This window comes from Prevotellamassilia timonensis, from assembly GCF_900106785.1.
Taxonomy (GTDB): Bacteria; Bacteroidota; Bacteroidia; order Bacteroidales; family Bacteroidaceae; genus Alloprevotella; species Alloprevotella timonensis.
This window is the reverse complement of record NZ_LT629839.1, coordinates 82237-94731: the sequence shown is the minus strand read 5'-3', so window position 1 is coordinate 94731 and position 12495 is coordinate 82237. Positions and strand designations below refer to the sequence as shown.

Annotated in this window: 9 protein-coding genes; 3 read left to right on the top strand and 6 right to left on the bottom strand. The window is 51.9% G+C overall.

Annotated elements, in window-relative coordinates:
• Nucleotides 1-24 precede the first annotated feature (24 nt).
• The 6 genes from BQ5453_RS01165 to BQ5453_RS01140 form a co-directional block, all read right to left on the bottom strand.
• The gene (locus BQ5453_RS01165) at nt 25-2331 is read right to left on the bottom strand and encodes a calycin-like domain-containing protein (RefSeq protein ID WP_071121793.1); all 2307 of its coding nucleotides are present in this window, start codon (nt 2329-2331) and stop codon (nt 25-27) included.
• A gap of 91 nt (nt 2332-2422) precedes the next feature.
• Nucleotides 2423-4177 carry a calycin-like domain-containing protein gene (locus BQ5453_RS01160; protein WP_083361078.1) on the bottom strand — a complete coding sequence of 585 codons (1755 nt, stop codon included), beginning with the start codon at nt 4175-4177 and terminating at the stop codon, nt 2423-2425.
• 258 nt (nt 4178-4435) lie between these two features.
• Entirely contained in the window at nt 4436-5230 is a 795-nt protein-coding gene (locus tag BQ5453_RS01155; protein ID WP_022101591.1) for a porin family protein, read from the bottom strand.
• A gap of 18 nt (nt 5231-5248) precedes the next feature.
• Nucleotides 5249-5524 (bottom strand): type II toxin-antitoxin system YafQ family toxin, encoded by a 276-nt coding sequence (locus BQ5453_RS01150; protein WP_071121791.1) that lies wholly within the window; start codon nt 5522-5524, stop codon nt 5249-5251.
• Nucleotides 5521-5739: a hypothetical protein gene (locus BQ5453_RS01145; RefSeq protein ID WP_071121790.1), complete on the bottom strand. Its 219-nt coding sequence runs from the start codon at nt 5737-5739 to the stop codon at nt 5521-5523. Before BQ5453_RS01145 ends, BQ5453_RS01150 begins: the two co-directional genes overlap by 4 nt.
• A 42-nt stretch (nt 5740-5781) precedes the next feature.
• Nucleotides 5782-6972 (bottom strand): PCMD domain-containing protein, encoded by a 1191-nt coding sequence (locus BQ5453_RS01140; protein WP_071121789.1) that lies wholly within the window; start codon nt 6970-6972, stop codon nt 5782-5784.
• Nucleotides 6973-7785: 813 nt separating this feature from the next.
• On the opposite strand from BQ5453_RS01140, the gene BQ5453_RS01135 reads away from it, so the two are divergent.
• From BQ5453_RS01135 to porL, 3 genes are all read left to right on the top strand, one after another.
• The gene (locus BQ5453_RS01135; protein WP_083361077.1) at nt 7786-8745 is read left to right on the top strand and encodes a PorP/SprF family type IX secretion system membrane protein; all 960 of its coding nucleotides are present in this window, start codon (nt 7786-7788) and stop codon (nt 8743-8745) included.
• 585 nt (nt 8746-9330) lie between these two features.
• The gene (gene porK / locus BQ5453_RS01130) at nt 9331-10779 is read left to right on the top strand and encodes a T9SS ring complex lipoprotein PorK/GldK (RefSeq protein WP_071121788.1); all 1449 of its coding nucleotides are present in this window, start codon (nt 9331-9333) and stop codon (nt 10777-10779) included.
• Nucleotides 10779-11792: a type IX secretion system motor protein PorL/GldL gene (porL, locus tag BQ5453_RS01125; protein ID WP_071121787.1), complete on the top strand. Its 1014-nt coding sequence runs from the start codon at nt 10779-10781 to the stop codon at nt 11790-11792. The genes porK and porL overlap by 1 nt, the downstream gene beginning before the upstream one ends.
• Nucleotides 11793-12495: the final 703 nt, after the last annotated feature.

The following is a 12495-nucleotide window of genomic DNA, read 5'->3' as shown; positions in this document are numbered from 1 at the left end:
TGTCTTTCTTTATATTATTATGTGTTACTTCACTACCACCTTCTGGCCGTTCACAATGTACACACCCTTTGTCAGGTGCTTCAAGTCACCGCTCACGCGCACGCCCTGCAGGTTGTAGATAGCCTCCTTGGCTGTGGCAGCAGTAGTGGCATTGTTGATGCCCGTTACAGTACCCTCAATGTTCACACCGAAAGCCATGGGAGCAGCCTGTGTGCCTGCCACCTTGATATAAGTGCGGAAGGGCTTAACCGAACCAGTGTTAGCCTTTACAAACTTGCCATTAGCATAGCCATACACGTCTGTTACATTCTGAGCAGTGTACGAACCAATGTGGCTTACACCATCCACGGTAGTAGTCAGGTCGGCACCAGTAGTAGCCTTCACCTGCACATTTGTCAGCTTGTTGATAAATTCACCATCATTAGTCACCACCAAGTAAGGCTTGTTGGCCACTGTCTCAGCCACGGGCTTGAACACGAGGTTGTCACCATTCACGCTGCTGAGTTCAGCCACCGTAGTACCAGCGGGCACAGTAAAGCCGAAGGGCAATACAAAGCTCTGCACATAGTTGTCCTCTGTGTTAAATGCTCGGTCATAGCTTACTGCTGTGGCAGTGAAGTCAAACGCGCTACCAAATGGCATGCTTTCATCTTCGTCTATCAATGTCAGAGTCTGTGCTTTGCCATTCTTTACAATGTTATCACCTTCAACGTTGTTGTTTCCTACGAAATATACAGCATTGTTCCCATATGCAGCTACAACATTGTCATAAAAATTCTCATCGGCAATTGTAACCCCACTAAGGTCTATACTTGTCATACCCATAGCCAAACCTGCAACAAGGTTGGTCGAATAATCAGCTGCCTTTACTTCACCATTCTTTATGGTCAGTGCCGTACCATCTATAGAATAATCGAATGGCATCTTACACACGCTGACACCTATCTTTTGCGAGTTCCACGTGATATCAAGCGATGCCGTCAAATTTTTATATTTGTCAACATCAGCATCAAGTGTCATCGGCATATCTTTAAGACCTGCAAATGCCTCACTTTCGATCGTGATGTTTTGCTTGCTTGTCAAATGTACCTTATCACCATTCCACGCTATTTGCACATTAGGCACGAGTATGTCGCCTACCACCTTACCCGCGAATGCGAAGTTGTTCAACTTAAAATTGATTGTATTATCGCTGTTCGCAGATATTACAACATCATTGGCACTTGATGTAACGTTTCTTGCAAAATCAACATTGATTTGGTTCTTGTAGTTGGTAGCTATACCCTCTGCACTGGGGAACACCACTTTGTATTCCTTTGATGTTCCATCGTTCGCAGTTACTGTAACAGTTACCACATTCTTATCACAGCTATAAGCAACCGTAGCAAACTGACTTGTAGGGGTAGCCACAACACAATCTTTTGCTATAGAACCGACTCCGTTGTATTCGTACACGCCATCTTGCAATTTGATGTCTGTTCCATTTACCTTCAGACTGCTCAATGTACTGTAATATACGAGTTCTACATCATCAATGCTCATAGAAACGCCATCAGTCACATTTGAAGAATTGAAATAATCACTTGCAGCAAATATGACATTTATCTTCTCTGGTGTTTCACCAATGTTTTCTGCAACATAGTCAAAAGGTATCGTCCATTCTGTCCATTCCGTAGGTTGCTCTGTCGTATACGACTCTATCTTTGCAATAAGTTTATGTTCACCGATAAGAGAACCTCCTTGATGACCGACTCTTGACATCTTGAGGACATTAATGTCACGATCAGCCATGTCGACTTTCTTCACAGTAAAACCAATATTTCCAGGAACTTTTTTTTGTGTCGTAGTTCCATTCCACAAATAAGCAACTACTGAAGAACGTGTATTTGTACCAGTAACACTCCTCTTATAGTAGAAACGAAGTGCATCGGGCTTGTTCTTAAAACTAATTCCACCGAATGTACCACCATCTTTTCCAGTTTCGTCGGGAGCTATTGCAGTATTCCAAGGCGTGCCCAATGTTACGTAACCTGGAACAATTGCTCCTTTCGATGAAGCGGTATTGGGAGAATTATAAACGCACACAGCTTTTCCAGTTCTGCCTTTTGCGTCATCTTTCCCGACAATAGTTTTTCCTTGGTCCCAAAATCCAATTACATTCGAAATTTTCCATGATTTAGGTTGATTACCATATTTGGAAGTGTTACCGTCACTTGTCCAAGGCACACAATCCACCCAATTACCCTCATCAAAACTACCATTCGGCAATTGCTGCGCCCCCGCCGTGCCAGCCACAGCCAGCAACGCGAGCGTCAAAAGTTGTTTTTTCATTGTTTTGTTTTGCGTTAAAAAGGGGCTGCGCCAAGCGCAAGGTTTGCACCGGCCTGGCACAGCCCCATTGTTGTTATTGTTTTGTTGTTAATTACTTGATTACCTTCTTGCCACCAATGATGTTGGCACCCTTTACAGGAGCGGCCAAACGGCGGCCATCAATACCGTAAACGGCAGGGGCAACCTCAGCAGCGGCATCAGCCTTCACACCTGCTATGGCAGTCTTCACAGCGTCGAACTGAATGGTGTACACCGTTACAGACTCGGGGTTGAAACGCACGTCCTGACCCTTCACCGTAATGGTCAACACACCAGTCTCGTCGTTATAACTCTGCTCCACAGTGGCACCCTGGCCCACCTTGGTAAACTGCAAGTTGGCAGGCACATAAGCCTCTGTGCTGAAGTCGGCAGCATGGCTGGGACCGAACTCAAAGCCCTCGCCGTTGTAGCTGGCATCCTTAATGTCATGATAGTAGAGCAACTTCACATTGTCCACCACCAAAGCATTGCCTGCACCCACCTTGCTGCGCTGGCCAAAGTAGTCGCTGGCCGCAAAGATGATGTTCAGCGAGTCGGGCTGCACATCAGTACCGGCATACTTGCCATAGTCGAGGGGCACAACCATCGTTTCGAGTTTGCCCTCCACATTGCCGGTAATGCTCTTCACCACCTTGGCTATGCAAGCCGCGTCGTCGCTCTTGGTTGCAGCACCGCCAGTAGTGGTCTTGATGTCGAGTATGTTGCGCTCGCGGCCATACATGGTCACTGTCGAAGGATCGGCAAAATTCGTTTCGCCCGGCACAGCCTCCTGCTTGTACTGGCCCTTCCACAAGTAAGCCACCACAGTGGCAGGCTCCTCGCTGTTAATCACCTCAGCAGCATAGAGTGTGTCGCCAGCCTGTGTGTGTGAGCGGCTGTAGTCAAACTGTATGGCGTCGGGCTTGCCAGTAAAGGCCACACCGCCAAACGTACCACCGTCGGCCTTGCCGAGGTCTGACACACTGGCCGAGGCAAAGCTCGTGCCGAGCGTCATATAGCCCGGCACAACCTGTGTGGGCATAAAGGGGTTGGGGGTGTTGGTCAAACGCACCGCATAGTCGGGATTTTCTTCGTCGCCGTTGGTCAATTCCTTAGCGCCCACCACTGTGGCACCGATGCCGTTCATGCCCATCACGTGCGAAATGCACCAAGCGTCGGGGGTGGTATAGTCTTCCATCTGCCATTTTGACTGCTCCCAATATTCGTCGTTGTCCTCCAACGTTGTCCAGTCAAAATAACCATGCGTGCTGTCCCACGGACGGCTCTGCTCCCAACGCATAGCATCATTAAAGTTGTAGTTGCTCAAGGCGTAGGGGTTCACGCGCACGCCCTTGAACAGTACGGCGATAGGCATCTTCTGTGTCTCACTTTGCACCCACTGCACGGGTATGTAGGCCACGATGCTGTCGCCCTTCACATACGAAAGGGCCTCATCAAGCTTGGCATCAGCCAAGATGCTGTTCGTTTCGGAGAGTTTGAATGTCAGACGCACCTCGGGATTCTCGCCAAAGGTGTAAACGCCATTTTGGGCGTTCAAGCCAATAGTTGGCAAAAAGATGTCGCCGAGTTTCATGCCCACAAACGAGAAGTTGGGCAAGCTGAAGTCAACCTTGCCGGTAGCGTCCTCCGAAGTATTGACAAACACCTTGGCGTACATACGCAGGTCGTTGTTCTCCAGATAGTCGGCACTACCCACATTGACGTAGAGGTTGCCCTCATAGCCACCCACCACGGGTTGCACGTCGGTCTGTGCAAAAGTGGGCGCACTGCAGCACACGGCCACAGCCATAAGTAAAAGTTTTCTCATAAAAAAGTATGAATATATTTGTTATTGTTGTCGGTTATAATGCCCCCATTAGTGCTTGCGCTTTTTTGCAGCACCAAACACTACAATAAACGCTACTACTAAACGCTAACACTAATGGGGGCGACGCGTCTCGCGTCGGGAAAAGACGCAGCTATTATTTAGCAGGGTTCGTATTTCTTCCCTTTCTCTGTCCCGACGCGGGACGCGTCGCCCCCATTAGTGCTTGCGTTTTTTGCAGCACCTTTCAAGCAACTTATTTTAGAACAGGTAATTAAACCCTAACGTGCCATAAATGGGGAAGAGCTTGAACGTCACAGCCGAAAAGTCGGAGGGGAAAATGCTGTTGCAACCCCATGTCAAGTTGGCCGACACCGACAAGTGCTTGTATGCCTTGAACTCGCCGCCCAACTGCACGCCCCATGCAAAACGGCGCAAATCGTTGCTGAAGTCGTAAGTGGCGCTCTCTATCTCGGCCTTGTTGCCCGTGGGCACACCATCGCGGATATAACCGTCGTAAGCCTCGCCCTTGAACGTGCCATTGATGAGGTACGAAAAGTAAGGTCCGGCCTGCACCTGCCAACGGTCGTTGAACTCATACACGGCCAGCACCGGGAAGGTGAGGTAATTGTTATTCACCTCGGTCTTTACATTACCCGTCCAGGCACCTATCACCTGGCCCGATGTGCCCTCGGCCGGATTGTTGTTGGTGGCCTCCATGTGGTAGTTCTTCACCTTGGCGTCGGTTTTCATACCTTTGTTTTCGAAGCGCACGCCTATCATGGTGCCCCAGTGCGGGCCAAACTTGCGTTGCACAGCGCCCTCGAGCTGAATGCACAGCGTGGGGTTGTAGCTGTTAATCTTGCGTATCTCGGCCGGCAGCGGCATGGGCGATGTGCCGCCCAGGCTCACACCGGCGCCTATGCGCACGTGCCAGCCCTTCAGGGCAGCCTTTATCAAGTTTGTGTCCGTTTCTTTGGCCTCGCCCATCTTCTGCGCTTGGGCAGCGGGCATGAGGGTCAGCAGCAGGAGTATGCTGAGTAGTATCTTTTTCATTGAACGAATGATGATTTGCTAAAACAAGTCGGCGTGTGAGCCAGTGTCAGTCATTACAAGCACGAGTTCGTCTTCATGCTCTTCCCAAACGAGCAGCCAGTCGGCCTTGATGTGACACTCCCAGCAGTTGTCGTAATTGCCACTGAGCTTGTGCTGGCGGTATTGTGGCGGAAGTTGGCCATCAACCTTTAACAACGCCATGACTTTTTTTAGTTCTATCAAGGGAAGTCCACGCTTAACACAACGTTTCACGTCCTTCTTAAACTTGTTAGTTTCCTTCAGAGTGTACTTCATTTCACACCAAATTTCCTAAAATAGTCGTCCAAATCATCTATCTCGTGCACTCGTCCGTGCTTGATATCGTCCATGGCTTCTTCAAGTCCGGTTTTCTTCTTGCGATTGATTTTCCAACCGAATTTCTTTACCAGGTCTTTGAGCAGTTTGATATCGTCCTTGGGTATGTTCAAAGACAGTGTTTCAATATTATTGTTGTCTAATGCAATATTCATAATTACGATAATATATTAAATGATCAAATTTCACTCTTCCCACTACTCATACACCACGCGCAGCTGGTCTACATAGAGCGTTGAACCAATAGCGCCCTCAAAGTAGGCACCCTGGCGGCTCGAGGTCATGACAATGGCTATGGCATAGCCGCCGCGGGCCAAACGCTCTGCGTCAAATTCCTTACCGTTCATAGGTTTGAAGGGTTCGCTAAAGTGCACCCAGTCTGCAGCCGCAAGCTCCGACATGTCGCCCTCAAATTCTGCGGGCTTGTCGATGCGTGCCATAAGGGCTATGTTTGAGGCAGTAAGTATGTTGTCGCCATCGAGTGGCACAAAATTGTCGGGGTCAATCTCATACACCACAGCATAGATGTCGGCCGTGTCGTGCATGGTGGGCTGCACCTTTTTCTTGGCATCGGTAAATTTGGCACCGGCCTTATATTTGTAGTAGCCCTCGAGCGTGACGGGCTTTTTGCGCACCAATGGCAGACCAAACTTGGTGGCCTTGCGCGGGAAGCGCGATGCCTTGCTCAGCTCGAACTCACCAATGAACAGGTTGCCGGCTGCAATAGGCATCTTGGGTCTGGTGTTCATGCCATACATACCAGTGTCTTTAGTCTCGAGCTTTATACACTTGCCCGACACGCCCCCCTCAGCCGCCGTAGTGGGGAACACCTCTGGCGACGAACCAAGCCCCGTAAGGTTGTAGCCCGGATTGCCCGACGCCCAATAGTTGCGGCGCGGATTGCTGGCATCGTTGGCGTCCATCTCGAACCAAACTTGGTAACGTCCCGAGGGGTCGAGCTCAAAGTTTTCAAAGTCGAGTGCCCACTTCTCAACCGGCCGTGCCTCAAGTTCAAAGGTCACCTCGTAGGGCTTGCTCCATTGGCCGTCCTCCGAATGGGCAGTATAGGTTTGCGGTGTATTGAAGTCGCGCGTCATGCCGTTGGCATCTGCCACCTCCACCCCTTCAACCATAGCCGTAAGGTGTGCGCCCGGGGTAAGATAGAATTTGGGGGCAAGGGCCGAACGGTCGGCATCATAAGGCACAGTAAACGACACGCGGTTGTTGTCTATACGCGGATTACCCTTTATCAAGCTGCGGTTTTGCTGCAGCCACAGTGTGTCCACCCCCGTTATGTCGCACTCGGCATTGAGTGGTTCGTCCTGTATGCACGAGTTGAGGGTGCAGAGCAGCAGTGCCGCCTGCATGAACAGTATTATGCGTTTCATCAGTCAGTCAAAATTGTATGTGTGTAATGTGTAATCGTGTGTAGTTAAGTAGAAGATTTTGTACGTTATGTCGGTGTTACAGGCACAACGCGTGCTATCCCCTTTTTCTCCGGGTGCAAAGTTACAAAAAAAATACTAATGGGTATATACGTGCTGATAATCAAGGCGGATAATACCGGTAAAATCGGTATTTACCGCTTTTTTGAGGGAAATGGCGTGTGGGCTAATGGACTGATGGGCAGCCGCTAACGCGGGAAACATAAGAACATAAGGGCATAAGGGCTGACGCCGTAGCGTGGCTGGGTAGCCGCTAACGCGGCAAACAGAAGAACATAAGAACATAAGGACATAAGGGCTGACGCCGTAGCGTTACTATATGTAATACTACGGCGTCAGCCCTTATGTTTCTTGAGGCCACCCGGACGGTAGTCCGTGGCCGTCAGCCGCGCAGCGGCCTTGTATGTTTCTTATGCAAACTTATGTTCTTATGTTCCCGCGGTAAGCGGCTAACACGAACGTTATCTTATGTTCTTATGTCCTTATGTTCTTATGTTTACCGCGTTAGCGGCTGCCAAGACACGCTACGGCGTCTACACATTAGCACAGCAGCCACACCGAGCCGAGCGAGCGATTTTTCACACGGAGCAACAAAAAATCCGCACTCCCGCAACTGAAAATCCGCCCGCGCACAACATACTTCGGCATTTAATATTAACTTTGCAGCGCACATGGTACGGCCTTGACAAAGCACCGTGACAAATGTGACAATGAAAATTATAAAACAATAGAGCTGACACCCGCAACTAAACTGAGATGCACCAACGCCTCACACGCACATATATATATATTATAGGTGTGCTCGTAGCCCTTGCGGCCACGGGCAATGTGGCATGGGCGCAGCAGGACCCTGCACTGTCGCACTACTGGCTGGTTGAACCGCAGTTTAACCCCGCTGCCGTGGGACGCACTCCGCAACTCAACATCAACGCGGCCCTGCAGACTCATGCCGCTGGCTACGAAGATGGCGGCTCTACCATGTATGCCGGGGCTGACATGGCCTTTCAGCTGGGCAAGACACGGCACGGCGTGGGGGTGTACTTTATGAACGATGCTTTCGGCTTGTTCAGCCACAAGCGGTTCAGCGTGCAGTATGCTTACCACTTCAAGCTGTGGGGCGGCACACTGAGCATCGGTGCCGAGGCGGACATGCTGAACGAGAGTCTTAAAGGTTCCAAGGCTGATCTGGGCGACGCCAATGACCCGGCTTTTCCTACTACTGACCTTGACGGATCGAAGTTTGATGCCTCGGTGGGCCTGTACTACGCACACCGGCGCTGGCAGGTGGGACTGGCCATGCAGCACGTGACTTCGCCCACGGTGACGATGGGCGAAACGAACGAGCTGAAGGTAAAAGCTTTATATAATTTGACGGCGGCATACAATATTCGGCTGCGAAGTCCGTTATTTACTATAACACCCTCTACCATGTTGCGCTACGATGGCACGGCTTTCAGGGCGGACATTACGGCGCGGCTGCAATATGCGCATCAAAAGAAACGGCTGTACTGCGGTCTTGGCTACAGTCCGCAACACTCGGTGACGGGCTTTGTGGGCGGCATGTTTCATGGCGTGGACCTTGGCTACTCGTACGAGGCTAACACGTCGGGCATGGGGCTGGGCGCCGGACAGCACGAAATTACACTGGGCTACCGCCTGGACCTTAACCTTGGCAAGAAGGGACGGAACTTGCACCGCTCGGTGAGGTGGCTGTAGCGGGCTTGCGTGTTAATTGGCTCGTAGCGTAGCTTGACAGCCGCTAACGCGGGAGACATAAGGACATAAGGACATAAGATATGACGTTCGTGCTTGCCGCTTACCGCGGGAACATAAGAACATAAGTTTACATAAGATACACATAAGGCCGCTGCGCGGCTGACGGCCACGGACTAACGTCCGGGTGGCCTCAAGAAACATAAGGGCTGACGCCGTAGCGAGCGAAACGAACTGTGCTCGCTGATGAGTAGATGGGTAGATTGGCAAAACACCCTGCGCGGGCTGAAAGCCCAATGGAGTACATAGCCCAGGGCAAGCGAAGCGGCACCCTGGGTTACCCACATGCCAAGCTACACGCCCTGTAAGGGCAAAAGTACAATGAAGTATTTTTACTTCTGCCCTTACAGGGCGTCACAGCCTTGCTCAAATTCACCCAGGGCGCTGCCCTGGGCTATGTAAGAATTGGGCTTTCAGCCCGTCTTGACCATGTTAAAGACATGAGCGATTTCTATCTGCCCTGGCCATATCCAAGACTTAGGTAATATTATAATACACATAAATACCATTAGTACTTACAACTACTGTATGTTACACAAAATAGCAAATATACTCGCGGCTCTTGCCCTGTGCGGCCTGATGGCATCGTGCATGGGCAGCGGCAGGGCCATGATGAGCGGCGGCGAGGTGACCGGCGCACGCGGTGCCTCGTTTAACGAACCGACACCATACGGCATGGTGGAGGTGAAACGCGGCTACTTGAAGGTGGGTCTCGAAAAGAATGACTCGCTGTGGGGCACGGTGACATCACAAAAGGACATCTCGGTGGACGGGTTCTGGATGGACCAAACCGAGGTGACTAACGGCATGTACCGACAGTTTGTGGAGTGGGTGCGCGACTCCATCATTCGCGAAAGACTGGCCGACCCGCAATATGGCGGCGATGAAACGTACAAAATTGAGGTGGACAGAAACGGCGACCCCGTGAAACCGCACCTTAACTGGGCTAAACCGCTGCCGCGCAAACCTAACGAGGACCAAGAACGCGCCATTAACAGTGTGTACTACACGCACCCCATTGACGGCACGCGCATGATTGACACCAAACAGCTTAACTACCGCTACGAGGTGTTTGACTACGAAAAGGCTGCACTGCGCAAATACCGGCTCGACCCTAAGGAGCGCTCGCTCAACACCGACCACCCTACCGACCCCGACGAGGTGGTGATGATATCGAAGGATACGGCTTATGTGGACGATAACGGACAGATTGTGCGACAGACTATCGAACGGCCGCTATCGAGTCTTTACGACTTTCTGAACACTTACATCGTGCCTGTGTACCCCGACACGACGGTGTGGGTGAACGACTTTTCGAATGCCAACAACGAGCAGTACATGAAGCTTTACTTTTCGTCGGCCAACTACAACGACTATCCCGTGGTGGGCGTGTCGTGGGAGCAGGCCGAGGCTTTCTGCGCCTGGCGCACCAACTATCTGCTCAAGGGCATGGGGCCACAGGCCAAATTTATTCAGCGCTACCGCCTGCCTACCGAGGTGGAGTGGGAATATGCTGCACGCGGCAAGGAGGGTAACCCCTATCCGTGGCAGGGCATGGAGTCGAAGAGCCAGGACGGCTGCTACTATGCCAACTTTAAGCCCGACCGCGGCAATTATACCGACGACGGCAACCTTATTACCTCGCGCGTGGGCATCTATGGCGCCAACTCTAACGGTTTGTTCGACATGGCGGGCAATGTGGCTGAATGGACCAGCACGGTGTACACCGAGGCGGGTGTGGACGCCATGGCCGACCTCAATCCGCAACTGGCTTACAACGCTGCCAAGGAGGACCCCTATGTGCTGAAGCGCAAGAGTGTGCGCGGCGGTTCGTGGAAGGACCCCATGTCGTACATTCGCTCGGCATGGCGCACGTGGGAGTATCAAAACCAGCCGCGCTCGTACATCGGTTTCCGCTGCGTGAGGTCGAAGGCTAACACGACAAGTGCAACTAACAATGGCAAGAAGAAGAAATAATGAGCAAGATTAACATAGTAGTCCGCTTGCAACACTGGATGGATAGTGTGCCCGGACAGACGTTCCTTAATTATGCCTACTCGTGGGGTGCATCAATCGTAATTCTTGGTGCGCTGTTCAAACTGACTCACCTGCCGGGCGGCAACTTTATGCTTTTTATGGGTATGGGCACCGAGGTTGTGGTGTTCTTCCTCTCGGCCTTTGACCGCCCCTTCGATAAGGATGAGATTGGCAAGGAACTGCCGCACGACTATGAGACTGACGAGGAGATTGCGGCACGACTCGGTTTGACCGATGATGACGACGAGGAGGCTGACGACACTGACGAGGATACCATTGAGGATACGACAGCTGATGAGGCGATTTCTCAGCCTGCGGCTCAACCTGCTGCTGCTGCGGCTCAACCTGTGGCTCAGGGCGTGAGTGGTGTGGTGTTTGTGGGTGGTGGCGCTGCTGCTGCCGCTGCACCGAGTGCCGCTGCTACATCTGCTACTGTTGACGGGGGTGGTACTGCTGCTGCGCCCGAAACGGCGGCTGCTACTGCTGCGGCGGCACCGAATGCGGCCGAGGCGGCACAAGCTGCCATTGCGGCTGCCACACCGGCTGGTGCCCAGCCCTTTGACGCCGAGGCCAAACGGTTGGCCGAAATCATACGGCTGGCAAACGATGAGCTGCTGCGTCGCGCACAGGCGGTGCTCTCGCCCGAAATGGAGGAGGCTACGCAGGCATACATTGCCAAGTTGCACACATTGGCCGACACCTTTACCAAGGTGGACGAGCAGAGCGCACGTCTGGCTCACGACAGCGAGGAGATGGCGCAGCTCAACCGCACGCTTACGGCTATCAACAAGACTTATGACTTGCACTTTCAGAGCATCAGCAAGCAGGTGGGCACTATCGAACAAATCAATGAGGAAACGCGCCAGCTGGCCAAACGCATTGAGGAGCTTAATGGTGTGTACCGCCGCATGATTGACGCCATGGCGGTGAATATGCCGAAGCAGGCAGAGTAAATCGGGCATGTTGATGTGACGTTGTTCTTTTCTTTGCGCTTAGCGCGGGGACATAAGAACATAAGCTACATAAGAAACATAAGGGCTGACGCCGTAGCGTGGCATGGCTGCCGCTAACGCGGGAAACATAAGGACATAAGCGCATAAGGACATAAGGCCGCTGCGCGGCGGACGGCCACGGACTAACGTCTGCGTGGCCGCAAGAACATAAGGGCAGACGCCGAGGAGTATGGGTTGATATGCTAATGGGCTGATATGCTGATGTGGCTGACGCCGTGACGTGCTTGAAAGGCGGGCTGAATCATCGTGCAAGGCGAATGCAATCAAGCTTGCTTGAATTGCTGAGCCGCAGCCGATGATGTCAATAAAGGCCCAGTGGAGCACATAGCCCAGGGCAAGCGAAGCGACACCCTGGGTTACACCCACAGCACCTATTGACGCGCCCTGTAAGGGCAAAAGCATAGATAGAGCGGCAAGGGTGTACATAATTAAGGCTTTTGCCCTTACAGGGCGCGACTGCTCCAACACAGGACACCCAGGGTGTCGCTACGCTTGCCCTGGGCTATGTGCTACATTGGGCTTTCAGCCCGCACTAACTACAGGCAAAGTATACGATACTGCAATAACGGATAGCTTTCAGCCCTCACTAACTACAAGCAAAGTATACGATACTGCAATAACGGATATTGCGGCCTGCCCACGC